We start from the raw sequence: 24096 nt of genomic DNA on the forward strand, positions 1-24096 counted from the left end.
GAGAGGCAGATGCCCCCGCTGAGGTCACGAACGGTCACGCACGGCAGGAACATGGCGGGAGCCAGGGCTCTTCTTCGGGCCACCGGCGTAGCGCGTGAGGACTTCGGCAAGCCCATCATCGCGGTCGCCAACAGCTTCACCGAGTTCGTCCCCGGCCACGTCCATCTGCGCGAGGTCGGCCAGGTCGTCGCCGCCGCGGTCAAGGAGGCGGGCGGCATCCCGCGCGAGTTCAACACGATCGCCGTCGACGACGGCATCGCGATGGGCCACGGCGGCATGCTCTACTCGCTGCCGTCGCGGGAGCTGATCGCCGACTCGGTCGAGTACATGGTCAACGCGCACTGCGCCGACGCCCTGATCTGCGTCTCGAACTGCGACAAGATCACTCCGGGCATGCTCATCGCGGCCATGCGGCTCAACATCCCGACCGTGTTCGTCTCCGGTGGGCCGATGGAGGCGGGCAAGCCGGTGGACGGCACGACCAAGCTCGACCTGATCGACCCGATGATCGCCGCCGCGGACGAGTCCGTCTCCGACGAGACCCTCGCCCAGATGGAGGAGAACGCCTGCCCGACCTGCGGGTCCTGCTCGGGCATGTTCACCGCCAACTCGATGAACTGCCTCACCGAGGCGATCGGCCTGTCCCTCCCCGGCAACGGCACGGTCCTCGCCACCCACGCCGACCGCAAGACGCTGTTCGAGGACGCCGGCCGCCGCGTCGTCGAGATCGCGAACCGCTACTACCGCGACGACGACGAGTCGGTGCTGCCGCTGAACATCGCGACCCGCGACGCGTTCGAGAACGCCATGGCACTCGACGTGGCGATGGGCGGGTCGACCAACACGATCCTGCACCTGCTCGCCGCGGCCCGCGAGGCCGGCGTCGACTTCGGCCTGAAGGAGATCGACGAGCTGTCGCGCCGCGTGCCCTGCGTCTGCAAGGTCGCCCCGGCCACCGCCAAGTACCACATCGAGGACGTCCACCGGGCCGGCGGCATCCCCGCCATCCTCGGCGAGCTCGACCGGGGCGGGCTGCTCAACCGCACGGTCCACACGATCCACAGCGCGTCGCTGGGCGAGTTCCTCGAGGCGTACGACGTCCGCTCCCCCGGCGTCCGGCCGGAGGTGGTGGAGCTGTTCCACGGCGCGCCGGGCGGGGTTCGCACCACCAAGCCGTACAGCCAGGACAATCGCTGGGAGGAGCTCGACCTCGACCGCGAGCAGGGCTGCATCCGCGACGTCGAGCACGCCTACACCAAGGACGGCGGGCTCGCCATGCTGTACGGCAACCTGGCCGTCGACGGCGCCGTCGTCAAGACCGCCGGCGTCGAGGAGGAGCTGTGGACCTTCGAAGGCCCGGCGGTCGTCTTCGAGAGCCAGGATGACGCGGTCGAGGGCATCCTCGGCAAGAAGGTCAAGCCCGGCGACGTCGTCGTCATCCGCTACGAGGGCCCCAAGGGCGGCCCCGGCATGCAGGAGATGCTCTACCCCACGTCGTTCCTCAAGGGCCGCGGGCTCGGCAAGGCCTGCGCGCTGATCACCGACGGGCGCTTCTCCGGCGGCACCAGCGGCCTGTCCATCGGCCACGCCTCCCCGGAGGCGGCCGCGGGCGGTGACATCGCCCTCGTCGAGGACGGCGACCGCATCGTCATCGACATCCCACGCCGCGAGCTGCGCCTCGACGTGCCCGCCGACGAGCTCAACGCCCGCCGCGAGCGCCTCCTGAAGGAGCTGGGCTCCTACCGGCCCCGCGACCGCCACCGTCCGGTGAGCGCCGCCCTGCAGGCCTACGCCGCGATGGCCACCTCGGCCTCCACCGGCGCGGCCCGCGACATCTCCCAGCTCGGCGGCTGATCCCGCCCGGGTCCGGCGGGCGCGTCACCGCCCGCCGGACCATTCCGGTTCCTCGGCCCGACAGTGTGTCAACCGCCGGTCAAGCTCGCGTGTCGAACCTACGGAAGATCGACATCGCGGGAGACCCACTCTCCGCGAGCCCGCCAACGGAACGGGGAGAACCATGCTCGTCTCGTCGAAGCGAGCCGCACCGGTCGGAGCCGGTAAGGACGCCAACACGAACTCGATCGCCCTGATCCGAGGCACCCGCTCGCTGTGGGGAGCCGGTGAACTGATCCTCGACAACGGAGACTCGGTAGCGACCATCTACCGGTACGACCCCGCGAGCTGACCCGGTCGATCCGGTGGTGGTTCGGGCATCTCAGGCGTGGGTGCCGCCGACGAACTGCATCAGGCCGTACGCGCGCTGGCGCAGGGTCGTGAAGCCGCGGGCCCGCAGGGCTTGGCAGAGGTCGTCGGTGCCGAACATCCGGATGCCCGTCAGCCGGCCGAGCACGGCGCTGCCCGGGCCGACGAGCGGGATCTCCGGCCGCCGGGTCGTGAGGAACACGACCCGGCCGCCCGGCTTGAGCACGCGGGCGATGCCGTCGATCGCGGACCAGGGGTCCGCGAAGAGGTACAGCCCGCCGAAGCAGCACACCGCATCGAACGTGCCTTCGCGGAACGGCAGGTCCGCCGCGTCGCCGCGAACATAGGCGACGTCGGCGGCGCCGTTCTCGCCCCGGCCGGTCGGCCGGACCGTCTCGGCCATCGCCCGGTCGAGCATGGTCGAGGAGGCGTCGATGCCGACCACGAGCCCGTGCCCCGTCATCCCGGCGGCCAGCGCGCGGGTGACGTTGCCCGGGCCGCAGGCCAGGTCGAGCACGGTGCCGTCCGGGACGGCGGCGAGGTCCAGCCAGTCGCGGGCGAGGTCGTACTCCTCGTCCATGCTCGGCCCGAGCGGTCCCTTCGACAGCCCGAAGATCACCGGCCGCCACAGGTCCTCATAGATCTTCGGGAGGAATCCGGAGCGCATGAGCCGTTGCGCGAGCGTGTCGTGCGGCCGCGCCTCCTCGCCGAGGAGGTCGAGGTAGCCGCGTGACACATCCGGCTCGGCGGGCGGCGGGTCGAGCAGGGGCAGCACGCGTTCGAGGGCAGTCAAGCGACCTCCTTCCTCCGGGCGCGCCGTGCTTTTGATTCGCTCGCTCATGTGTGCTGCGGTTCCTCTTCCGGCGTCAGGCCGGTGTGGGCGGCCATGAACGACAGGGTGTCGACGGTGAGTTCGATCGAGCGGCTGACCGCGCGGGCGCCGTGCCCGACCTCGGCCTCGTTGCGCAGGAGGATGGGGCTGCCGTCGTCGGTGGTCGCGTACTGCAGCGCCGCGCACATCTTGCGGGCGTGCAACGGGTCGACGCGCGTGTCGCTCTCGAAGATCGTGAAGAGGGTCGCCGGGTAGGCGACGCCCTCACGCACGTGGTGGTACGGGGAGTAGGCGTAGAGCCAGCCGAACTGCTCCGGGTCCTCGGCCGAGCCGTACTCGACGTTCCACGTCTGCCCGAGGCCGAACTTCTCGTACCGCACCATGTCCAGCAGCGGCGCCGAGCACACCGCCGCGGCGTACAGGTCGGGCCGCTGGGTGATCGCCGCGCCGACGAGCAGGCCGCCGTTGGATCCGCCGGAGATCGCGAGCCGGTCCGCGGTGGTCCATCCGTCGGCGATGAGCTTCTCGGCCGCGGCGTGGAAGTCGTCGAAGACGTTCTGCTTCTTGTCCAGCATGCCGGCGCGGTGCCATTCCTCGCCCTCCTCGGAGCCGCCGCGCAGGTTGGCGACGACGTAGACGCCGCCGGCCTCCACCCAGGCGAGGCTCCCGGCGGAGTACGCGGGCGTGAGCGGGACGTTGAAACCGCCGTAGCCGTAGAGGATCGTCGGCCGGGGCGTGCCGTCGCCGGGCACCGCGTCGGCGCGGGCGATGACGAGCATGCGCACCTCGGTGCCGTCCTTCGAGGCGTAGGTCAGCTGGCGCGCCTCGACGTCGGGCACGTCGACCGTGCCGGGCGCGGACGCCCACAGCGTCGTCTCGCCGGTCCTGGCGTCGAAGTGGTGGATGGACGTCGGGGTCGTGTGGTCGACGTAGGCGAACCATGCCTCGTGACCGCCGTCGGGACGATCAGTGATCCCGCCGATCGTGCCGAGGCCCGGAACGGGGACCTCACCGATCCGCTCGCCGGTCACCAGGTCGTGGATGGTGATCTCACTGATCGCGTGGCGGGTCCACCCGGCGAGGAGGATGGGCCGGTCGAGGTCGTCGAGGATCGCGAAGTCCGACAGGACCGCCTCGGAGTCCTCGGGGATCAGGTCGCGCCAGGTGCCGGGCGACAGATCGGACGGGTCGGCCACGCACAGCCGGGCGCGGGGGGCGTCCCGGTCGGTGAAGACGTACGCGCGCCCGTCGCGCCCGATGTGCACGCCGGTCTCGGCGTCGACGTCCTCCTGGACGACCCGCAGCTCCGGGGTCTCGAGCGGGGACGTGCTCAGGTCCGCGATCCACAGGTCGTTGCGCGGCGCGGTGCCCTGCGAGGAGGAGAGAGTGAGCCAACGGCCGTCGCGGCTGACGCCGACGCCGTAGTAGTTGGTCTTCTCCCGACCGTCACCGAAGATCATCACGTCGTCGGTCTCGGGGTCGGTCCCCACCCGGTGCAGGTAGACGCGGCGGTGGTACTGCTCCTCCCCCGCGGGCACCTGGCCGGCGGCGAGCCGGCGGACGTAGTAGTACGCGTCGCCGCCCGGCAGCCAGGCGATCGGCGTGTAGCGGCACCGGTCGATCGGCCCCTCGATCGTCTCGCCGGTGGCGACGTCCATCACGTACAGCTTGGACTCCTCGTCGCCGCCGTGGGACAGCTGGTACGCCAGCAGGCGCCCCTCCTTGTCCGGCTGCCAGGAGTCGAGCGTCGTCGTGTGGGTCGAGTCGAGCGCCATCGGGTCGATCAGTGCCCGCTCGCTCGTCTCGCCGGGGTCGACGGTGTAGAGGACGGCGTGCTCCTGCTCGGCGGTGCGCCGCATGAAGAAACGGCGTTCGCCCCGCCAGACCGGAGCGCCGACGCTCCCGGCGCCGAGCAGCTCGCGCACCCGCGCCCGCAGCCGGTCCCGGCCGGGCAGGTCGTCGACCTCACGGTGGAACAGTTCGTCCTGGGCCGTCAGCCATTTCTTGGTGTCGTCGGCGTTCGGATCCTCCAGCCATCGGTAAGGATCGGCGACGCGATGACCGTGGATCTCCTCGGCGATGTCCTGACGATGTGCGGACGGGTACAGCGGTCGGCTCATGAACGCACTTTAACGAGGTCGGCGTACCGACCCGCGCCGGGCGTGGCGGTTTCCCCCCGGTCGTCGCACCGAGAAAGATGTGGGGCGCGTCTTTCCACGTCACTCGGGGGGAACAATGGAAGACACGATCGACCCGCACAGAACGGCCGCACGTACGAGTCGGTACGGCCGCCGTACGGCCTTGGTCGCCGCACCGGCGCTGGCCACGGTCGCTCTGGTGGCCGGCGCGTCGGCCGGCTCGTCCGCGCACGCGTTCGCGCCGAAGCCGCACCCCGCGGCGTCACCGCCGGAGTCGCAGCGCGCCGAACGACCGGCACATCGAACGCAGCACTCCGCACAGGCGTCACAGGCCGCCCAGCTGCCTCACCGGGCCCACGAAGCCCAGGCCCGGGCGGCCCAGCAGCACCAGGCCCAAGAGGCGCGACCGGCCCAGCAGCACCCCGCGCAGCCGGCCCACGAAGGCCAGCAGGCCCGACCGGTCCAACAACACCCGGCTCAGCAGGCCCACGAAGGGCAGCAGGCTCGAGCGGCCCAACAGCACCCCGCGCAGCCGGCCCGCGAAGGGCAGCAGGCACGGGCGCTCCAACAGCGCCTGGCTCAGCAGGCCCACGAGGCCCAGCAGGCGCGACCGGACCAACAGCAGCAGGCGCAAGGGGCGCGAGCGGCTCAGCAGCACGTGGCTCCTGGTTCCCATGAGGGGCACGAGCCGCGAGCGGCCGAGCCACCCCGCGCGGCGTCACACGAGGGCGCTCAGCACTCTCGCGAGGCGCAGGGAGGGCACCGGGCGCAGGAGGCGAGCCCGCGGCTGGTCTACGACAAGCCGGAGGAGGCCACGGGCGGCTCCGGGGTCATCTGGCGCTGGACCGTCGTGAACGGGGGATCCCGGTCGGCCGACGACGTCGTCGCGACGCAGAAGATCACGTCCGGTCACAAGGTCCTGGGGCAGTCGAAGCCCTGCGCGTCGGAGCACGAGACCATCGTCTGCCGGTACGAGACGATGGGCGCGGGCGACAAGCGCACGGGCTGGCTCAAGACCTCGGGGAACCTCAAGGGCGGCCCGCTTCGCCTCGACGCCAGGATGACGTGGCGCGAGCGGCCGGGTGAGGAGGCCGCGTCGCACGCCGGCGCCGAGACCGAAGGTCGTCACCCAGGTCACTGACCCGTCCGGCCGCCCTCGCGGGCGCGCTTCCAGCGAATGCCCCGGATATGGGGTAGCGGGATCAGCATCTCAGCAGCCACACTGAGTCCAACTTGGGTATCACCCGTGAGGAGGTCCTCGTGTCGGGTGCGCTGGTGAGAAAGATCGTTATGCCTCATGCCGAGGCACGCTGGAGCGTGGCCCGTGAGGCGGCCGGCGCCTGCGGCACGGAGGCCGTCTGATGAGACAGGTCCTACTGCTCAACGCGACGTACGAACCCCTGACAACCCTTCCGCTGCGGCGTGCGGTCTGCCTGGTCCTCCGGGAGAAGGCCGAGATCGTGCATCATGACACATCCGGAGCCCAACTGCGATCGGCCTCGGTCGTCGTCGAGATGCCGTCGGTGATCCGACTTCTGCGCTACGTCCGTATCCCCTACCGACAACGGGTGCCGCTCACCCGGGCGGCCCTCATGCGGCGCGACAACTTCCGGTGTGCGTACTGCGGCCTTCGCGCGGAGACGATCGACCACGTCATCCCGCGCAGCCGCGGAGGAAAACACATCTGGGAGAACTGCGTCGCCTCCTGCATGCCTTGCAACCACCGCAAGGCCGACAAGCTACTTGAAGAGATCGGGTGGAAGTCGCGCGTCGTCCCGGCCGTTCCGCGCGGGGCGCACTGGCGGCTCATCGGCCTGGTCAACGACGGCGACCCGCAGTGGGCGCCGTACGTCACCGAGCCCGCCGCCTGATCACGACTCCGAACCCACCGCCGGATCGCCATCGGAGGCGGTGACGTCGTACGCTATGGCCGTGCCACGCTACGACTTCCGCTGCCGCGCCTGTGGCGCAACGTTCGAAGTGTCCCGCCCGATGGCCGAGGCGTCCGCGCCGGCCGCATGCCCCGACGGCCACGAGGACACGGTGAAGCTGCTGTCCACGGTCGCCGTCACCGGCGGCGGCACCGCGGCCCCGCCCAGCGGCGGCGGGGGCTGCTGCGGAGGCGGCTGCTGCGGCTGAGCCGACCGCTCTCACTCCCGAGCGGTCGCCAGCGTCACCGGCGGCACTCGGGTCGCCGACAGCGTGCTCCACGCACTCGCCACGCCGGTCACGATGAACGCTCCCGGCACCAGCAGGCCCAGGAGTTCCCACGGCACCGCGACCAGGGGCGTGCCGACGGCCCGGACGGCCGCCGCGCCGATCCCCGCCAGTGCCCCCGCCGCGACCAGGAGACCGAGGAACAGCCCGATCGCGGTGACCGCCGCCGCCTCGATCAACGCCATCCGCACGACCTGCGGCCGGCTCATCCCGGTGAGGCGCAGGACCGCGAACTCGGCCCTGCGCTCGGCACCGGCGATGACCACCGCGTTGACGACGGCGACGGCCGCGTACAGGCCGCCGAGGCCGACGAGCACCGCGAAGATCGCCTCGTTGCCCTTCTGCTGCGCGTCGGCCTCGGCGTCGGCCCACTTCGCCACGGTGCGGACCGTTCCGATCCGCGCGGCGCGGATCCGCTCGGTGACGGCCGAGGGCGGTGTACCGGGGGCGACCTGGACCACCGTCCGGGTCGGCGCCTTGGCGATGACGTCCTCCGGGATCAGCTCGCGCGGCAGGATGAAGCCGTCCGCGCCGTTCTCGAGGACGGGGGCCATGACGGCGACGATCCGCAGCCGCACCCGCCGCTCGCCGATCCGGGCGACCGCCACGCCCCCACGCCGCAGGCCCTCCTCACTCAGACCCGGCCCCACCGCGATCGTCCGCCCCCGCAGGGCCGCCAGCGAGCCGGAACGGGGCGGCCGCCGATACGTCCGCCGGTACGCCGCCGGATCCACCGCGACGATCCCCGAGTAGTAGGTCCGCCGGTACGCGCCGTGCCCGACCGTCACGGCGATCGGGAGGGTGGCCTGCGGTGACGCGACGGCGACCCCGGGCACGACCGCGACCCGGGACGCCTCCGCGCCGGTGGAGTCGACGACCAGATCACCGGCGACGATGCGCTTCTGCTCCTCGCCCGCCATCCTGCCCAGCGACGCCAGGGTACCCATGAGGCCGACCACGAGCGACACCAGCACGATCAGCGGCGCGGCGGTCGACGCGCTGCGCCGTACGCTGTCGCGCAGGTTGGCCTGGGCGAGCTCGCCGAAGGTGCTCCGGCGCACCAGGAGGCCGAGGAGGCCGCCCACGAGGGGCACGACCAGGGGGCTGAGCAGGCTCAGGGCCACCGCGCCGACGACCGAGACGGTCATCGCGATCAGCATCGCGCCCAGGACGTCGACGCGGCCGGTCTGCGCGGCGGCGACCAGCCAGATCACGAACGCCAGCGAGGACAGGCCGAACACCCAGCGGGCCACGGTCATGACCCTGGCGGCGCGCCCGGTGTCCCGCAGCGCCTCCAGCGGCCGCACCAGAGCGGCCCGGCGCGCGGCCGTCAGCACGCCGAGCAGCGCCACGGTGAGCCCGACGCAGGCGGACGCCAGCATGATCCCGCCGTTCAGGTGGGGGGAGACACCGCCGGGCAGGAACCCGAACGCCACCAGCAGCCAGGCCTGCGCCCACGTGCCCGGCACCCCCAGCAGAACCCCGGCCGTCGCACCGGCCGTGCCGAGCAGCGCGGCCTCCCCGACCAGCAGCATGACGATCTGCGGACGGCTCGCCCCGGCCAGCCGCAGCAGGGCGAGCTCGCGGCGGCGCTGGGCCACGGTGAAGGCGAACGTCGAGCCGACGATGAACAGCGCGAGGAACCCCGCGAGCATGACCGTCATGCCGAGCAGCGTCGCGGCCCCCGCGTAGGCGTCCCGGATCCGCTCCCGGGCCTGGCCGGACAGCCCCGCGGGGATCCGGGCCTCGGACACCGCCGCCATCACCGACAGCGAGGACTGCATCAGCGCGACGCCCAGGGCGACGGCCAGGATGGCGCCGGTGAACAGGCGCCGGTGCTCCCGGAAGTTACTGAAGGCGATCCCCGGCATGCTCAGCCCTCCAGCCGCGCGAGCCGGTCGGCGACCTCCCGGGCCGACGGGCGCATCGCCTGGTCGACGACCCTGCCGTCCGACAGGAACACCACCGCGTCGGCCCGCGCCGCCGCGGCGGGATCGTGGGTGACCATGACGATCGTCTGTCCGGCCGAGTCGACCATGGTCCGCAACAGCTCGAGCACCGTACGGGCCGACGCCGAGTCCAGCGCGCCCGTCGGCTCGTCGGCGAACAGCACCGCGGGCCGCGTCACCATCGCCCGCGCGATCGCCACCCGCTGCTGCTGCCCGCCCGAGAGCTCCCGGGGCCGGTGCCGCAGCCGGTCCCCCAGGCCGACGGCGTCCAGCACCTCGCGCACGGCCTGGCGGGAGACCGTGCGCCGAGCGAGCTTCAGCGGCAGCGCGACGTTCTGCTCCGTGGTGAGCGAGCCGACCAGGTTGAAGGTCTGGAAGACGAACCCGACGGTGTGCCGCCGCAGGGCGGTGAGAGCGCTGTCCGGCGCGGAGGTGATGTCCTGCCCTCTCAGCAGGACCCGCCCGCCGCTCGCCTTCTCCAGCCCGGCCGCGCAGTGCAGCAGGGTCGACTTCCCCGACCCCGACGGCCCCATCACGGCCGTCCACGACCCGGCGGGAAACCCGATGCTCACTCCGTCGAGCGCCCGGACCGTCGCGTCCCCGCGCCCGTACTCCCTGCTGACCTCGCGCAACTCCACCGCCGGCGCGGCGGGCCCCGCATGCCACGCCCGCCCGATCGCCTGTCCCTCCGTCATAAGGCGATCTCATCGTCCGGGGGAACCGGGAACATCAGCCCAGGACACCAACTCGAGGTATGTCTGGCCCTACCTCCGTGACCGCCGGCGGCGCCGTCCGCCGGGTCAGCCGTACGCGATCACGCAGAAGCGGTTGCCCTCCGTGTCCGCGAGCACGACGAAGTCCGCGTCCTCCGGATAGTCCTGCCAGTCCACGTGCGACGCGCCGAGGCCGACCAGCCGGTCGACCTCGGCGGCCTGGTCGGCGGTGTACAGGTCGAGGTGCACCCGCGGCCGGTCCTGCACCGGCGTCTCGGACAGGCCGAGCGAGATGTTCGGCCCATCACCGGACGCCGGCGCGAGCACCACCCACGTCTCCGTCGGCTCCTCACGCGGCACGTAATCCAGCGCCCGACTCCAGAACTCCACGGCCCGCCGCACGTCCGAAACGCCCATCACGATCGATCCCACTCGCACCATCGCCCGATTATCGACGCCCACTCCGCCACGCGGAAGAACACGCGACTCAGTGACCTTGCCGCCGGCGTTGCCCCCGCGAATCGGGACGACCCAGTCACCTCGCCGTCCGCAACGGCGGCAAGGCCCCGGGCATCACGGCGGACCACCGGTCACGGCGTATCTCCGCACGAACGACGCCGAGGCGCGGTTACCGTACGTGCGTGTCCTCTGCGCCCCGTACCGCGTTCGAGGCGATGCTGCGGCGTCGTTTCCTGGTCGGCGGCTGGCCGTGGCGGTGTTTGGCGTACCTGCTGACGGCGGCCCTGCCGTTGACCGTGGCGGCCGTGCCGGTGGCCGTGCTCGCCCTGCCGTTGGTGGTCGCGACGCGGCGGGCGACGGACGCCCATCCGGCGCCGGTCGCGGTCGCGCTGTTCGGTCTTCTCGGCGTGGTGCTCGTCGCCGGGGCCGGCCCGCTGATCGCCGTTCCGCTGGCCGAGCTGGAACGCCGCCGACTGCGCCTCGTGGACGTACGGCCCGTGGCGTCCGGGCACCGTACGGTCCGCGGCCCGTGGTCGTGGCTGCGGACCCGGTACACCGAGGCGGCGACCTGGCGCGAGCTGGGCTACCTCTGCGTGTTCGTCGCGGTCGTCCCGGTGTTGTCCCTGGCCCTGCTGCTGTTCGCGCTGCTGATCGGCGCGTTCCTCATCAGTCCGCTGCTGGCGCGTGACGGCACCGTGGCGCTCGGGTTCACCAGTGTCGACGACCCGTGGCAGGCCCTCCCGTACGCGCTCGCCGGGCTGGTGCTGCTCCCCGTCCTCCCGTACGTGCTCGCGGTGGTCGCCGGTGCCCACGCGGCCGTGGCGCGCTCGCTGCTGCGGCACGGGCCCGACGAGCGGCTGCGCGCCGAGCTCGTCGAGGTGTCGCGGTCGCGCGCCCGGCTGGTCGACGCGTTCGAGGCGGAGCGGCGGCGCATCGAACGCGATCTGCACGACGGCGCGCAGCAGCGTCTCCTGAGCCTCACCCTGCAGCTCGGCCTGGCCAGGCTGGACGTCCCGGCCGACTCCCCCGCCGCCCGGAGCGTGGGCGAGGCCCACGAAGAGGCCAAACGGCTGATGACGGAGCTGCGGGAACTGATCCGCGGCATCCACCCGCGGGTGCTCACGGACCGGGGGCTGGCCGCCGCGCTGCGCGAGATCGCGGACCGGTCTTCCATCCCGGTGACGGTGGACGCCGAGCTGCCGGACCGCCTGCCGGCCCATGTCGAGGGCACCGCCTACTTCGTCGTCTCGGAGGCGCTCACCAACGTCGCCAAGCACAGTGGCGCTTCGGAGGCGGTCGTCACCGTACGGCGGGAGGCCGGCCTGCTCACCGTGGAGATCCGCGACGACGGGGACGGCGGAGCCGACCCGCGCGCGGGGAGCGGGCTCACGGGCCTGGCGGACCGGGTGGCCGTGATCGACGGCAGAATGCTCCTGTCGAGCCCGGTGGGCGGGCCGACCGTCGTCCATGTGGAGCTTCCGTGCGACCTGCGGTAACGATCCGGGTGGTCCTCGCCGAGGACGGGGTGCTGTTGCGGGAAGGGCTGGCCGGGCTGCTCGGCCGGTTCGGCTTCGAGGTCGTGGCCACGGCCGGTGACGCGGACGCGCTCGTGGCCGCCGTGGCCGAGCACCGCCCGGACCTGGTGGTGACCGACATCCGGATGCCTCCCGGGTTCAGCGATGAGGGTCTGCGCGCCGCGGTCGCGCTGCGCCGCGCCCACCCGGGCCTGCCCGTGGTGGCGCTGAGTCAGTACGTCGAGCTCAGCTACGCGGCCGACCTGCTCGACTCGGGAGACGGCCGGGGAGTGGGGTATCTCCTCAAGGACCGGGTGGTCGACGTCGAGGAGTTCGTCGGCTCGCTGCGACGGGTGACGGACGGCGGGACCGTGGTCGATCCGCAGGTCGTGCGCCAGTTGCTGCGCCGGCAGCGCGATCCGCTGGCGAGGCTGTCGGCGCGTGAGCGGGAGGTGCTCGGTCTCATCGCCGAGGGCCACTCGAACACCGCCATCGCCCGGATCCTCGTCGTCTCCGAGGCGACGGTCGGCAAGCACGTCGGCAGCATCCTCACCAAGCTCGACCTGCCCCCGGCGGAGGACACGCACCGCAGGGTGCTGGCGGTGCTCGCCTACCTGCGGGGCGGCACCGCGTCCGGATGAACGCGTCCGCGCCCACGACGCCCACGGCGGATGCGGCAGGCCGCATCCGCCGTGACCTGAGTGTTCCGTTCACGGTCGACCATCGATCCGCTGGTGTGTCGTGAGCGGCGGCGGAGTCCGGCGCCGCCGCCGCTCACGGCCCCCTATTCCAGTCGTTTCTCGTAGAAGACGGTGACGGTGTCTCCCGTCGCCTCGCGCGCGATCTCCCGCCAGCCGTACGAGCGGTACAGAGCGATCGCGACCCGTTGCTTGACGGTGGTGTCGGCCCGGAGCCGGCGGCAGCCGAGCTCGGCGGCGCGCTGCTCCAGGACGGTGACGAGCGCCGCGCCGTATCCGCGGCCCTGCAGGTCGGGACGGACGCGGAGGCGGACCATCTCGGCGGTCAGGTCGTCGACGCGCCGGAGCCCGCCGAGTGCCGCGACCTGTCCGCTCACCTCCCCCACGAGGAACTCGCCGCGGCCTCGGAGATAGACCTCCTCGATGTTGGTGAAGTCGTCGTCGTAGTACACGCCGTCGCCGGGGCGCAGGCCCACCTGGAACAGGCATTCCTGGTGGAGGGCGAACACCGCCCGATGGTCGTGGGGGGTGTAGCGCCGGATGCGGAGGCCCGCGAACTCCCACGTGGGGGGCTCGGAGCAGAGCCGCCGGGGTAGCGCCGAGGCGATGACCGGTGGACGGCCCACCGGTCAGGCCTGCTTCCTGGTGATCCCCGCCGTGGCCGGTGCGGCCAGCGCGTCACGGAACTCGCGGGCCGCCCGGATGTCGCCGTACTGCGCTACCACGGCGCTGGCGAGCTGGCGGGCCCGGTGGATCACGATGTCGGTACGGTGCGCCGCGGACACCGCGAGGATGGTCTCCTTTGCGGTGCGCAGCGCCTCTTCCGGTTCTCCCTCCTGGAGCCGGCACGACGCCCGGTCGAGCCAGATCAGGGTGCGGTCGAGCTCTTCGGTGGTGGGATAGAGGGTCAGTGCCTTCCGGAGGGTCTCCTCGGCGTTCCCGTGGTCGCCGAGGTTGGTGTAGGTGTCGCCCATGTGGAAGGCGAGCTGGCGTTCGGTGTAGCCGAAGGCGGTGTCCTTGACCTGGTCCTTTCCGAGCTGGGAGAAGACCGCCTGGCCGCGGGCGAGCGCGCGCTTGGCGCTGGGGACGGCTTCGCCCCGCCCCCGTTTGACGAGCATGCCGAGGGCGCGCGCCTCGACGATGGGCGCCATCGCGCCGGCCACGCTGGGCGCGCGACCGGCCAGGTCCTGCGCCCGGCGCGCCAGATGCAGGGCCTCGCGCGGGTCGCCGTAGTACATCGGCACCAGCGACTCGCGCACGCTGACCCAGGCGCGCAGCGCGCGGTCGCCGGTCTCGTCGGCGGCCGTGCGGGCGGTCCGGAAGAAGGAGCGGGAGAGCCGGTGGTCACCGAGGTCGATCATGATGACGCCGGCCATGCCGGACAGCTGCGCCGCGATGCGGCACAGTCGTTCCTGCAGCTCGATCGGCTGCCGTTGCTCGCACATGCGACGGACCTCACTGAAGTCCAGCAGGACGTCGCAGAGCAGCCGTAGCGGCGGCGTCGACATGTACTGCTGCCCGTATCCCTGTACGGTCTCCTCCCACTGATCGAGCATGGTCGGCGACACGGTCGCGTTGACGAGGGTGTCGTCCATCCGGCGGCGGATGCCGTCCACCGCCCCCAGGATCTGGCCGTCGAGCACCACGCCTGCTCCGGCCAGCAGTTGCAGAAGGGTCCGACGAAGCACTATGTCCTCCTCGTCTCCGTCCTTGCCGCCCGGGTCTTCGGCGCGGTAATGGACCCGGGAGATGCGCGGACCGGAGGTACGTTCGAAATTGGCCGCCCACTCGCTGCTGTCCGCGAGGACGGCACGCGGCCTGATCACACTGTCGGGCTCGCGGGCCATCCTGTCCTGATCACCGGCTCGTGGGCGTTCGTGCCGGTGGCCGCAGACACACGGCCCTTGAAAGCCGAGGTCCGGGGGTTCGACGCGGTAGACGCTGCACAGGTAGTGCAGATATTCGGGGCCCGGGCGCTTATAGCCGCTCTCGTACGCTGACAGCAGCGTCTCACCGAGCTTGGGACGCGTCTTTCCCTCCAGCTCGTAAAGCGCTCTGACCTGCGCGACGACATCGGACAGCGCGATGCCGTGCGCGAGTCGCTGGGCTTTGATCTGACTCGTTCCGAAGATCGGCCCGCATTGATCGTGAATTTCCCTCGCAATGTCAGGTGGCGCATGACCTTGCGCCAGCCCACGAGCACGGATACAACGTGCAGTATCGGCTTCTTTGCGAGGTGGATCCTTTTTGCGGGGATCCGGCACTTCCGTTTGAGGGGGATCTGTCACTTCCCGGCCTCCTTGGGGGGAAAGGTCCGACCGGATAACTCATGGCCACGGAGATGAAATCTCGCGTACGCAGCGTAACTCCGGCATCGCGATACGCCAACCGAATCAGTCAGAAACGCAAGCGATACGGTCTCTCTCCCCATACCGGAGCAGATAAAGATCCAACGTCAGTGCAAAAACCTCTACCCATGTGGACAGAAGATGGTCTCCAGGCCCTCCGTCCCGGCCTTGACCGCTTCGCGGCGGCTTGCGATTCTCGCACCGCGTAGCGAGGTGAGTTCACTTGGTGAGGGAGGCACACCATGTTCGACGAACGTCGACTGGGATATCTCGAAGGTCTGGTCCGTGAATTAGGCGAGCGCGGCCTGGTGGCCCGCGTGGTCCGCAGCCGCTCCGGCCCGGCGTTCTGCCGGGTCGTCAACCCGGACGCCGCGAGCCTGTCCGAGAACGTCATGTGCGCGCCGGCGCCCGGCACCCTCGACCAGCGGTCCTGGTACTTCTGGTGGTCGTGGGGCGAGCCGATGCACGACGTCGACGACCCGTGCGGCGCGGCGGTGAAGGTGGCACGTGTCCTAGAGGTGCGCACCGCCTAGCGAGTCCCCCCGCGGAGCCTGTTGCCAGTGGCGCGGACTGACCGGCTCCGCGGGGCCCGTTCATCAAGATCGCGCAAGAGACGTCCAGCCGTCGCCTACCATCCATCGGGTAGGTTCGCCGGTCGAACGTGGTCGCCCCGCACGGGCACCGCCAGGAGGATGTCTCGTGTTCGCGCGTCACCCGATGACGGTCTTGCCGTTCCTTAAGGACAACGGCTCACTCACCGGTGCCTGCACGGAAAAGCTCGGCAACGGGACCGTCCAGACCGTGCCCAGCACAGGTTGCCGGTGGACGTGGCAGATCACGCACAACGAGCATCTCGCCAGCTGGTACCACCAGTGGCTCGACGGGACGAGCCCGATCACCTGGACGCTCAAGCTCATCCTCACGATCACGATCGCGCTCGTCCTGCGCAGGCTCACGCACAAGCTGATCACCAAGGTCACCGTGCGGATGGCCGAGGGCACGATGTCCGAGCGGCTCCGCGAGAAGACCCGCACGATCTTCGATGGCAGCCCCGTACTGGTCAGCGAGCGGCGCCGGCAGCGGGCCGAGACGATGGGGTCGGTGCTGCGGAGCATCTCCTCGATGATCATCCTCGGCGCCGCCGCCCTCACCGTGCTCGGTTACCTCGGGCTCGACCTCACGCCGTTCCTGGCCAGCGCCAGCATCATCGGCGTCGCGGTCGCCTTCGGCGCCCAGAACCTCGTGAAGGACTTCCTCACGGGCATGTTCATGCTGCTGGAGGACCAGTACGGCGTCGGAGACGTCATCGACGTCGGCGGCGCCAAGGGCACGGTGGAGGCGGTCACCCTGCGCACGACCCGCCTGCGCGACGTCAACGGCGTCGTCTGGTACGTCCCGAACGGGGAGATCAAACGGGTCGGCAACGAGTCGCAGAACTGGGCCCGTGTGGTCCTCGACGTCCCGGTCGAGTACGACGTCGACCTCGACAAGGTCCGCACGATCCTGACCGAGACCGCGTCGGCGCTGGCGGCCGAGCCTCCGTGGGACGAGATCATCCTGGAGGACCCGACCGTCTGGGGCGTTCAGGCGCTCTCCGGGGAGGCGATCGTCGTCCGCGTCGTCTGCAAGACGGCGCCGGGCAAGCAGGCCGACACCGCGCGGGAGCTGCGCGAACGCGTCAAGAAGGCCTTCGACTCGGCCGGCGTCGCCGTCGCGACGTTCAAGGAGGACACCTCGGCCGCGTAGGCTGGGTCCCGTCATGGCACAAGAGGTCACTTTTTACGAAGCGGTCGGCGGCGAGGAGACCTTCCGCCGCCTGGTGCACCGGTTCTACGAGGGGGTGGCCGCCGACCCCGTGCTGCGCCCGCTCTATCCCGAAGAGGATCTGGGACCGGCCGAGGAGCGTCTGCGGCTGTTCCTGATCCAGTACTGGGGCGGTCCGCGCACGTACGGCGAGCGGCGCGGCCATCCGCGGCTGCGCATGCGGCACGTGCCGTTCCGGATCGGCAAGGCCGAGCACGACGCCTGGCTCGGCCACATGCGCGACGCCGTCGACGAGCTCGATCTGCCCGAGCCCCTCGAGACCATGCTCTGGGACTACCTCGTCATGGCGGCGAACAGCCTGATCAACGCCCCCGGCTGAGTCACCACCGCACGCGAGCCGGGCCCCATTCGAGTCGACGCCACGCCGGTCCGCTCCGCGCGCGGGTCGGGCTCCACGCGGGTCGACTCCACGCGGCTCAGCTCTGCGCAGGTCAGGTCCGCCGCGGGCCGGGCCCCACTCGAGTCGACTCCACGCCGGTCACCTGCACGCGGGGGCCGGGCTCCACACCGGTCGACCCAACGCAGGTCAGCTCCGCGCACGGGTCGGCTCCGGTGTCGCCGAGTGGGCCGGCGCGCCTTCGGACCGTACCGGGATCAGCAGGGCGGCGACGACGGGGAACGCGACCGCGACGGCGAAGGCCGTCCCGTAGTCGGATCCGCCGACGAGAGACCCGAGAACGGGCGGGGTCGCCGCCGCGAGCAGGTTCTGCCCGGTGTTCTGGATGCCGAGCGCCCGGCCGGCCCAGGCGCGCCCGGCGTACTCCGCCACGGCGGTGTAGGCCAGTCCGTTGGTGGTCACCGTGATCACCGCCGCGACGACGAGCACGACGGAGGCGCCGCCCCAGCCGGTCAGCGCGCCCGCGGTGAGCGCGAGCATGACGACGCCGATCCCGGCCGCGAGGAGGCGCATCGGCCGCAGTCGGCTGCCCGCGCGATCCGACCAGTGCCCGACGGCCAGCCGCGCCGCGGCGCCGCCGACCTGCGCGGCCGCCAGCAGCCGGCCGGCCGTCGCGGCGTCCCAGCCCCGCGCGTCCACCAGGTAGACGAGGGCGAACGCCGCCACCGCGAACTGCGGCACCACGAGCAGCGCGCTCGCCGCGTGGATCCGCCACAGGACCGGCGTCCGGTACGGGGAGCGCCCGCCGTGCGGTTCGTGCCCTCCCGTACGGGCGGGGTCGCGGACGACGACCGCCACCAGCAGCGCGGCGGCGAGACAGCAGCAGGCGAGGAACACCAGTCCGCCGCCGAGCCCGGTGCCCGCCGCGAGCGGCGGCAGGGCGAGTGCCGCGAGGCCGACGCCCAGCGGTTGTCCGGTCTGGCGTACGCCCATCGCCAGGCCGCGTTCGTGGGCGGCGAACCAGCCGAGGATGAGCCGGCCGCTGGCGGCGTGGATGGACGCGCCACCGGCTCCGGCGACGAAGAAGCACGCGCCGAGCGCGACCAGGTGGTGGACGGCGGCGGCGGCCAGGAGCGCTCCGCCGGCCACGGTCAGGCCGGTGGCGAGGACGACCCGCTCGCCCCAGCGGTCCGCGGCCACGCCCCACAGAGCGAGGGTGACGAGGAGCCCCGCCACGGGGCAGGAGATCAGCGTGGCGGCCTGGCTCAGGGAGAGCCCGGCGTCCGCCCGGAGGGCGGGGATGAGGTACGGCAGGCCGTACTGGTAGGCGCACCCGGCGACCATGGCGAACAACCCGACAATGAGGACCGACCATCGTCTGCTCATATTCTGATACTAGCGTCTTGAAATATGAGACGATCATCGACATGCGAAGGCCCCGCCGCCGGATCGGCGACGGGGCCCGCTGTGCCGCCCGGGCGCAGGCGCTCAGCGCGGCGGGTGATTCGTTAGAGCGGCGGGCGCTGGGCCAGCATCGGGTCCTCCGCGACCTGCGGGACCGAGAGGGCCTTCGCCTGCGCGGAGGAGACGCCGGCCCAGCGGAGCAGGTCGGCGGTCACCCGCGCACGCTGCGCGTCCGGCAGCGCGGCGATCAGGTGGGCGCTGTGGTTCATGCCCGGCGCGACGTACACGGCGGAGTCGCGGCTACCCGGGCCGACGCGGAACGGCTCGGCACCCCACGGGTCGTTCTGGCCGTAGATGAACGTCATGTGGGTCGCGCGGGTGCGGACCCAGTGGTCGATGTCCTTCATCGCCGACGGGTCGAACCGCATCGGGATGTCCGCCGGGACGTAGGTCCGCGGCTGGTAGGTGCTCTCGTAGCGCAGCAGCGGGTGCAGGTGCGTGAACTTCGGCGACGGCCAGCCGAGCTGCGTGCCCGCCTGGTAGTAGTACGGGATGAACGGCTCGAGGCCCTGGTCGGTGTAGGTCAGCGCGCCGGAGATCTTGTCGAAGTAGGAGTAGATGGCGTCGGTCGAGGCGGTCGTCGCCGGGATGTCCTTGCACTCCGACTGCAGGTGGTACTGCCAGAACGCCCACTCGAAGTCCATCACCGAGTTCTCGAAGGCCCGATCGACGGTCTTGATGATCTTCCAGGTGTTGCCGGCCTTCTCGGCGTCGGCGCTCATCCGTGCCAGGATCTGCGGGCGGCGCTTGAGCAGTTCGCGCTGCAGGCTCTCCAGGTTGGTCCGGCACTTGGGGTCGGTGCCGACCGTCTTGAAGAACCGGTCGTACGCGCTGTCGTCCTTGTTGTTGACGTCATTCGGCGCGACGTAGGCGACCGTGCCGTCGACGTCCGAGGGGTAGAAACGCTTGTGGTAAGTCGCGGTCATGCCGCCCTTACTCGCCCCGGTCGAGATCCACTTGCCGTGGTAGATGGTCTTGAGAGCCTTGATCAGCCGGTGCTCGTCGGTGGCGGCCTGCCAGATCGTGTCCTTCTTCCACACCGCCGGCTCGGGCCGTGAAGGCGTGAAGAAGCGGTACTCCACCGAGATCTGGTTGCCGCCGACGAGCGCCGTCGGCTCCGACAGGAACATCGTCGTCGGCGTGTTGTAGCCGCTGGTGTAGAGGACCATCGGCAGGTCGGCGGACTTGTGCTCCAGCAGCACGCGCTGCTCGAACCAGCCGCGTTCCGGGTGCCGGTGGTCGACCGGCTGCCGGTAGTTGAGCCAGAACCAGCGGTACCCCGTCAGGGTGGAGGTCTTCTCCTCCACCGTCATACCGGGAATCGCCTTGAGCTTGGCAAGGACGTCCTCGTCCGCCGCTCGTACGGGCGCCGCGTGCGCGGTGCCGCCGACACCGCCCAGCCCGGCCGCGAGCAGCAGTGCCAGCATTCCTCGAGAGAGGTTGCGCATTCCTACCCCTTTTATGTCGGATCGCGAGAATGCAACCGTGACAGTAGGGGTCAAAGAGGTCGGAAATCCCGATCTACCCAGGCTTCGTTACGGAACTGTCGCCGCCCGGCCGAACCCGTCGTACGCCGGCCGTCACCCCACGAGACCGGACTGGTACGCGGCGATGACCAGCTGCGCCCGGTCTCGTGCTTGAAGCTTCATGAGCAACCTGCTCACGTGGGATTTCGCGGTCGCGATCGACACGTGCAGGTGCTCGGCGATCTCCGCGTTGGACAGGCCACGGCCGACCAGCCGGAGCACCTCGCGCTCCCGCTCGGTCACCTCGTCGAGTGCGCGGTGGTCGTGGACCGTGGGCCGGCGGGTGAACTCGGCGATGAGCCGTCGGGTCACGCTCGGAGCGAGCAGCGCCTCTCCGGCCGCGATCACTCTGATCGCGGCGAGCAGGTCCGCGGGCGGCGTGTCCTTGAGCAGGAACCCGCTGGCGCCCGCCCGCAGCGCGGCGTAGACGTACCGATCGAGATCGAACGTCGTGAGCATCAGGACCCGCACCGGGACCGGGTCGGGATCGGCGAGCACCCGCCTGGTCGCCTCGATCCCGTCCAGCTCGGGCATCTGGATGTCCATGAGGACCACGTCGGGCCGCTCCCGGCGGATCAGCTCCACCGCCTCCACGCCGGTGCCGGCCTCGCCCACCACCGACAGGTCGGGCGCGGTCTCCACCAGCACCCGGAAGCCCGCCCGTACCAGCGCCTGGTCGTCCACGACGACCACCCGGACGCTCACGCCGGCGTACCGATGGGCAGGCGGACCGCCACCCGGAACCCGCGCAGCGGCAGCGGTCCCGCGCTGAACTCCCCGCCGTACGCCGCCACCCGCTCGCGCATCCCGATCAGGCCGTGTCCGCCGTCGGATCCATCACACCCCGCCCCGTCGTCGGTCACCTCGACGCACAGGTCGTCCGCGCCATAGGTGAGCAGGACGCGGCCGTTGTCCGTCCCGGCGTGCTTCACCACGTTCGTCAGGGCCTCCTGGACGATCCGGTAGACCGTCAGGTCGATCCCGGACGGCAGGTCGCGGGGCCGCCCGCGCAGCTGAAGGTCCACGCGCACGCCCGCACGCCCGGTCTGCTCGGCCAGTGCGGGCAGGTCGGCGACGCCCCGCGCGGGCGGCGCCACCGCGCCGCCGGGCGTCTCGTCCCGGAGCACTCCGAGGAGCCCGCGCATCTCCTGCAGCACGGCGCGGCTGGTCGTCTCGATCGCGGCGAGCGCCTTGGCGGCCTCGTCGGGCCGGGTTCCGATCACGTAGTGCCCCACCCCCGCCTGCACCGCGATGACGCTCATGCTGTGCGCGACCGCGTCGTGCAACTCCCGCGCGATGCGCAGGCGTTCCTCGCTGATCGCACGCCGGGCCTGCTCCACCTTGATCTGCGCCTGCCGCTCGGCCTGTTCGCGCAGTCCCTCGCCGTACGCGCGGGCCTGGCGCATCGCGACGCCCGCGCACCAGGCCGCGAGCTGGACGACGCCGGTCGCGACCACCTGAGAGATGAGGGAGCTCGGACCGCTGAACGGCGCGACCGCGCGGACGGCGACCGCATCGACCGCCATCGCGGCCTCGACGACGACGAGCGCGACCGCCGCCGTCCGGGCCGGCTTGAGCAGCGCCACCATGTACACGATGAGCGCGAGGGCGATCATCGGATCCTTGGAGAACCCGAGGAACGCCGACACCACACTCCCGGAGACGGCCATCGCGAGCGCGAGGACGGGCCGCCACCGCCGGATCGCCACCGTCGCGGCGATCGCACAGGCCAGCCCGACGCCGATCACCACCGGCACGCCGAAGTACGGCCGTACGTCCCACGCGCTCGACACCAGGGCGACCGTGAGCAGCAGCGCGACCACTACGTCGAGGCCGACCCAGTGCGCGAAGGTCAGCCGCCGGGTGAACGGAGGCCGTTGGTCCACGCGCCGACCGTAACCCGCCGACGCCGTCCCGGTCGTCCGTCTCCAGGCTGAACCGCCGACTCCGTCTCCAGGCTGAAAGGACGCCTGTCCCCCTTGCCCCAGGCGAGCGCGCGAATGCGGCCCACGGCCCGACGCGGTGCGGCAGGGCCCTGCCGCACCGTGGAGGGCACGACGAACCAAGGGGAAGGCATGATCAAGACAACTGCGCTCACCAAGCGGTACGACGGGACGACCGCCGTCGACGGCCTGTCCATGGAGGTACTCCCGGGCCGGGTCACCGGATTCCTCGGCCCGAACGGCGCCGGCAAGTCCACCACGCTGCGGCTGGTCCTCGGCCTCGACGCGCCGACGAGCGGCGCGGCGACCGTCTGCGGTCGCCCGTTCCGCACGCTGCACCGGCCGCTGCTGCGCGTCGGGGCGTTGCTGGACGCCACCGCCGTGCCCGCGGGGCGGACGGCGGACCGGCACCTCGCCGCGCTCGCCCGCAGCAACGGCATCCCGGCGAGCCGGGTACCCGTGGTCCTCGACGAGGTCGGGCTGACGGCCGCCGCGCGCAAGCGCGTCGGCGGGTTCAGCCTGGGGATGAAGCAGCGCCTCGGCATCGCCGCGGCCCTGCTCGGCGACCCGGAGATCCTCATCTTCGACGAGCCGGTCAACGGGCTCGACCCGGAGGGCATCCGCTGGATCAGGAACCTGTTCCGGCGGCTCGCGGGCGAGGGCCGCACCGTCCTCGTCTCCAGCCATCTGATGAGCGAGATGGAGAACACCGCCGACCACCTCATCGTCATCGGCCGTGGACGTCTGATCGCCGACATGGGCGTGGCGGAGTTCGTCGAACGCGCCTCGCACCGTCGTGTCCGCGTGCGGACACCGTACGGCGGCGAACTCGCCCGGGTGCTGATCGGTGCGGGAGCCCGGGTCGAGCCGGGCGACGACGGCGCCGTGGAGGTCACCGGCCTCACGGCCGCGCGGATCGGCGACCTCGCGCTGGAACACCGCGTCGCCGTCCATGAACTCGCCCCGCGCAACGCCTCCCTCGAGGAGGCCTTCATGGAGCTCACCGCCGGCAGCGTCGAATACCGCGCCGGGGCCGAGCAGGAGGGGAGCACGCTCCGATGACCACCGTCAGCCTGCCGACCGGCGCGGGGACGCGCCTGTCCCGTTTCACCGACGTCTTCGCGGCTGAATGGATCAAGCTGCGTTCGCTGCGCTCCACCGCGTGGGTGCTGCTGTGCGCGTTCGCGTCCGCCGTGACCGTGGGCGTCCTCATGGCCAATTCCGAGGTCGGCGAATGGCCGCGGATGTCGCCGGCCCAGCGCGCCGGCGTCGACCCGCTGGCCGATCCCTACCTCGGCTTCATGGTCGCCCAGCTCATCTTCGCGACACTCGGCGTCCTGACCGTGACCGGCGAGTACTCCAGCGGCCTGATCCGCACGACCTTCACCGCGGTGCCCGGCCGGCGTACGGTGCTGGCGGCCAAGGCCGCGGTGATCACAGCCGTCAGCGTCCCCGTCGGGGCCGTCACCGCGACGACGACCTTCCTGATCGGCCAGGCGCTTTTCGCCCAGCGGCACATCGGCCTGTCGATCACCGATCCGGGCGCCGTGCGCTCGATCGTCGCGGCGACGTTCTACCTGGTCGCGGTCGCCCTGGTCGGAGCGGGCCTCGGCGTGCTCCTGCGGCACACGGCGGCGGCGATCGGCGGGCTCGTCGCGCTGCTCTTCCTCGCCCCGCAACTCATCCACGGCAGCGCCCAGTGGGTGATCGACATCGAGAACGCCCTGCCCGGCAACGCGATCCGGCGGCTCGTCTCCCTCCACGTGGAGCACGGCGCTCCGTCGATGACCCACGCGTTCCTCGTGATCGCCGTGTACCCGGCCGTGGCGCTGACGGCGGCGCTGGTCCTCATCCACCGGCGCGACGCCTGACCCTGGACGACCGGATCCCCGGCGGCCGCCGGGGATCCGGTCGTCCGTCGACCTCGTCGGG

At 71.5% G+C, this 24096-nt stretch carries 23 protein-coding genes and 1 pseudogene; 12 read left to right on the forward strand and 12 right to left on the reverse strand.

Annotated features, from left to right (window positions below; genetic code table 11):
* Positions 1-9 precede the first annotated feature (9 nt).
* Together ilvD and ACQP2O_RS40960 are read left to right on the forward strand one after the other, a co-directional pair.
* Positions 10-1854 carry a dihydroxy-acid dehydratase gene (gene ilvD, locus ACQP2O_RS40955; RefSeq protein ID WP_433174578.1) on the forward strand — a complete coding sequence of 615 codons (1845 nt, stop codon included), beginning with the start codon at positions 10-12 and terminating at the stop codon, positions 1852-1854.
* Between the two features lie 163 nt (positions 1855-2017).
* Positions 2018-2185, forward strand: coding sequence for a hypothetical protein (locus ACQP2O_RS40960; protein ID WP_433174579.1), 168 nt, complete (start codon positions 2018-2020; stop codon positions 2183-2185).
* A 30-nt stretch (positions 2186-2215) separates the two neighbouring features.
* On the opposite strand, the gene ACQP2O_RS40965 is transcribed toward ACQP2O_RS40960, so the two are convergent.
* The 3 genes from ACQP2O_RS40965 to ACQP2O_RS40975 all read right to left on the reverse strand — a co-directional run bounded on the left by ACQP2O_RS40965 (position 2216) and on the right by ACQP2O_RS40975 (position 5830).
* Positions 2216-2995, reverse strand: coding sequence for a class I SAM-dependent methyltransferase (locus ACQP2O_RS40965; RefSeq protein ID WP_433174580.1), 780 nt, complete (start codon positions 2993-2995; stop codon positions 2216-2218).
* Between the two features lie 44 nt (positions 2996-3039).
* Positions 3040-5154, reverse strand: coding sequence for a prolyl oligopeptidase family serine peptidase (locus ACQP2O_RS40970; protein WP_433174581.1), 2115 nt, complete (start codon positions 5152-5154; stop codon positions 3040-3042).
* Between the two features lie 343 nt (positions 5155-5497).
* Positions 5498-5830: a hypothetical protein gene (locus ACQP2O_RS40975; RefSeq protein WP_433174582.1), complete on the reverse strand. Its 333-nt coding sequence runs from the start codon at positions 5828-5830 to the stop codon at positions 5498-5500.
* Here ACQP2O_RS40975 and ACQP2O_RS40980 point away from each other — a divergent pair, their 5' ends adjacent.
* From ACQP2O_RS40980 to ACQP2O_RS40990, 3 genes are all read left to right on the forward strand, one after another.
* Positions 5831-6313: a hypothetical protein gene (locus tag ACQP2O_RS40980; RefSeq protein ID WP_433174583.1), complete on the forward strand. Its 483-nt coding sequence runs from the start codon at positions 5831-5833 to the stop codon at positions 6311-6313.
* Positions 6314-6533: 220 nt separating this feature from the next.
* Positions 6534-7043 (forward strand): HNH endonuclease, encoded by a 510-nt coding sequence (locus tag ACQP2O_RS40985; RefSeq protein ID WP_433174584.1) that lies wholly within the window; start codon positions 6534-6536, stop codon positions 7041-7043.
* Positions 7044-7104: 61 nt separating this feature from the next.
* The gene (locus ACQP2O_RS40990; protein WP_433174585.1) at positions 7105-7311 is read left to right on the forward strand and encodes an FmdB family zinc ribbon protein; all 207 of its coding nucleotides are present in this window, start codon (positions 7105-7107) and stop codon (positions 7309-7311) included.
* Positions 7312-7322: 11 nt separating this feature from the next.
* Here the strand turns inward: ACQP2O_RS40990 and ACQP2O_RS40995 are convergent, their stop codons facing one another.
* The 3 genes from ACQP2O_RS40995 to ACQP2O_RS41005 all read right to left on the reverse strand — a co-directional run bounded on the left by ACQP2O_RS40995 (position 7323) and on the right by ACQP2O_RS41005 (position 10492).
* Positions 7323-9260: an FtsX-like permease family protein gene (locus ACQP2O_RS40995; protein WP_433174586.1), complete on the reverse strand. Its 1938-nt coding sequence runs from the start codon at positions 9258-9260 to the stop codon at positions 7323-7325.
* A gap of 2 nt (positions 9261-9262) precedes the next feature.
* Positions 9263-10033, reverse strand: coding sequence for an ABC transporter ATP-binding protein (locus ACQP2O_RS41000; protein ID WP_433174587.1), 771 nt, complete (start codon positions 10031-10033; stop codon positions 9263-9265).
* A 105-nt stretch (positions 10034-10138) separates the two neighbouring features.
* Positions 10139-10492: a VOC family protein gene (locus tag ACQP2O_RS41005; protein WP_433174588.1), complete on the reverse strand. Its 354-nt coding sequence runs from the start codon at positions 10490-10492 to the stop codon at positions 10139-10141.
* Positions 10493-10692: 200 nt separating this feature from the next.
* Here ACQP2O_RS41005 and ACQP2O_RS41010 point away from each other — a divergent pair, with 200 nt between their 5' ends.
* Both ACQP2O_RS41010 and ACQP2O_RS41015 read left to right on the forward strand, forming a co-directional pair.
* Positions 10693-12006, forward strand: a complete 1314-nt coding sequence (locus tag ACQP2O_RS41010) for a sensor histidine kinase (protein ID WP_433174589.1) — start codon at positions 10693-10695, stop codon at positions 12004-12006.
* Positions 11991-12665 (forward strand): response regulator, encoded by a 675-nt coding sequence (locus ACQP2O_RS41015; protein ID WP_433174590.1) that lies wholly within the window; start codon positions 11991-11993, stop codon positions 12663-12665. Before ACQP2O_RS41010 ends, ACQP2O_RS41015 begins: the two co-directional genes overlap by 16 nt.
* A 143-nt stretch (positions 12666-12808) precedes the next feature.
* Here ACQP2O_RS41015 and ACQP2O_RS41020 read toward each other — a convergent pair whose 3' ends face one another.
* Both ACQP2O_RS41020 and ACQP2O_RS41025 read right to left on the reverse strand, forming a co-directional pair.
* Entirely contained in the window at positions 12809-13348 is a 540-nt protein-coding gene (locus tag ACQP2O_RS41020) for a GNAT family N-acetyltransferase (protein WP_433174591.1), read from the reverse strand.
* Positions 13349-13351: 3 nt separating this feature from the next.
* Positions 13352-14410 carry a tetratricopeptide repeat protein gene (locus ACQP2O_RS41025; RefSeq protein ID WP_433174592.1) on the reverse strand — a complete coding sequence of 353 codons (1059 nt, stop codon included), beginning with the start codon at positions 14408-14410 and terminating at the stop codon, positions 13352-13354.
* Positions 14411-15312: 902 nt separating this feature from the next.
* Between ACQP2O_RS41025 and ACQP2O_RS41030 the strand changes: the two genes are divergently transcribed.
* The 3 genes and pseudogenes from ACQP2O_RS41030 to ACQP2O_RS41040 form a co-directional block, all read left to right on the forward strand.
* Positions 15313-15603: a hypothetical protein gene (locus ACQP2O_RS41030; protein WP_433174593.1), complete on the forward strand. Its 291-nt coding sequence runs from the start codon at positions 15313-15315 to the stop codon at positions 15601-15603.
* A 166-nt stretch (positions 15604-15769) separates the two neighbouring features.
* Positions 15770-16816, forward strand: coding sequence for a mechanosensitive ion channel family protein (locus ACQP2O_RS41035; RefSeq protein ID WP_433174594.1), 1047 nt, complete (start codon positions 15770-15772; stop codon positions 16814-16816).
* Between the two features lie 13 nt (positions 16817-16829).
* A pseudogene (locus ACQP2O_RS41040) lies at positions 16830-17207 on the forward strand (globin); the annotation flags it as partial.
* 213 nt (positions 17208-17420) lie between these two features.
* Here the strand turns inward: ACQP2O_RS41040 and ACQP2O_RS41045 are convergent.
* The 4 genes from ACQP2O_RS41045 to ACQP2O_RS41060 form a co-directional block, all read right to left on the reverse strand.
* Complete coding sequence (locus tag ACQP2O_RS41045; protein ID WP_433174595.1) at positions 17421-18617, reverse strand: MFS transporter; 1197 nt, start codon at positions 18615-18617, stop codon at positions 17421-17423.
* A gap of 122 nt (positions 18618-18739) precedes the next feature.
* Complete coding sequence (locus ACQP2O_RS41050; protein ID WP_433174596.1) at positions 18740-20143, reverse strand: S28 family serine protease; 1404 nt, start codon at positions 20141-20143, stop codon at positions 18740-18742.
* A 132-nt stretch (positions 20144-20275) separates the two neighbouring features.
* Entirely contained in the window at positions 20276-20926 is a 651-nt protein-coding gene (locus ACQP2O_RS41055; RefSeq protein ID WP_433174597.1) for a response regulator, read from the reverse strand.
* Positions 20923-22107, reverse strand: coding sequence for a sensor histidine kinase (locus ACQP2O_RS41060; RefSeq protein WP_433174598.1), 1185 nt, complete (start codon positions 22105-22107; stop codon positions 20923-20925). Before ACQP2O_RS41060 ends, ACQP2O_RS41055 begins: the two co-directional genes overlap by 4 nt.
* A 189-nt stretch (positions 22108-22296) precedes the next feature.
* Between ACQP2O_RS41060 and ACQP2O_RS41065 the strand changes: the two genes are divergently transcribed.
* Together ACQP2O_RS41065 and ACQP2O_RS41070 are read left to right on the forward strand one after the other, a co-directional pair.
* Positions 22297-23226, forward strand: a complete 930-nt coding sequence (locus ACQP2O_RS41065) for an ATP-binding cassette domain-containing protein (protein ID WP_433174599.1) — start codon at positions 22297-22299, stop codon at positions 23224-23226.
* A complete protein-coding gene (locus tag ACQP2O_RS41070) occupies positions 23223-24035 on the forward strand; it encodes a hypothetical protein (protein ID WP_433174600.1) in 813 nt (270 codons plus the stop codon). Before ACQP2O_RS41065 ends, ACQP2O_RS41070 begins: the two co-directional genes overlap by 4 nt.
* The last annotated feature ends 61 nt before the right edge of the window (positions 24036-24096 follow it).

Source organism: Actinoallomurus sp. CA-150999 (assembly GCF_050942425.1).
In the GTDB taxonomy this organism is placed as follows: Bacteria; Actinomycetota; Actinomycetes; order Streptosporangiales; family Streptosporangiaceae; genus Actinoallomurus.

Bases quoted from the DNA above. Each gene is read 5' to 3' on its own strand.
- ACQP2O_RS41005 (WP_433174588.1), bottom strand. From the start codon at position 10,492: ATGGTGCGAGTGGGATCGATCGTGATGGGCGTTTCGGACGTGCGGCGG.
- ACQP2O_RS40970 (WP_433174581.1), bottom strand. From the start codon at position 5,154: ATGAGCCGACCGCTGTACCCGTCCGCACATCGTCAGGACATCGCCGAG.
- ilvD (WP_433174578.1), top strand. From the start codon at position 10: ATGCCCCCGCTGAGGTCACGAACGGTCACGCACGGCAGGAACATGGCG.
- ACQP2O_RS40985 (WP_433174584.1), top strand. From the start codon at position 6,534: ATGAGACAGGTCCTACTGCTCAACGCGACGTACGAACCCCTGACAACC.
- ACQP2O_RS41070 (WP_433174600.1), top strand. From the start codon at position 23,223: ATGACCACCGTCAGCCTGCCGACCGGCGCGGGGACGCGCCTGTCCCGT.
- ACQP2O_RS41000 (WP_433174587.1), bottom strand. From the start codon at position 10,033: ATGACGGAGGGACAGGCGATCGGGCGGGCGTGGCATGCGGGGCCCGCC.
- ACQP2O_RS41065 (WP_433174599.1), top strand. From the start codon at position 22,297: ATGATCAAGACAACTGCGCTCACCAAGCGGTACGACGGGACGACCGCC.
- ACQP2O_RS40995 (WP_433174586.1), bottom strand. From the start codon at position 9,260: ATGCCGGGGATCGCCTTCAGTAACTTCCGGGAGCACCGGCGCCTGTTC.
- ACQP2O_RS41050 (WP_433174596.1), bottom strand. From the start codon at position 20,143: ATGCGCAACCTCTCTCGAGGAATGCTGGCACTGCTGCTCGCGGCCGGG.
- ACQP2O_RS41030 (WP_433174593.1), top strand. From the start codon at position 15,313: ATGTTCGACGAACGTCGACTGGGATATCTCGAAGGTCTGGTCCGTGAA.
- ACQP2O_RS40960 (WP_433174579.1), top strand. From the start codon at position 2,018: ATGCTCGTCTCGTCGAAGCGAGCCGCACCGGTCGGAGCCGGTAAGGAC.
- ACQP2O_RS41045 (WP_433174595.1), bottom strand. From the start codon at position 18,617: ATGAGCAGACGATGGTCGGTCCTCATTGTCGGGTTGTTCGCCATGGTC.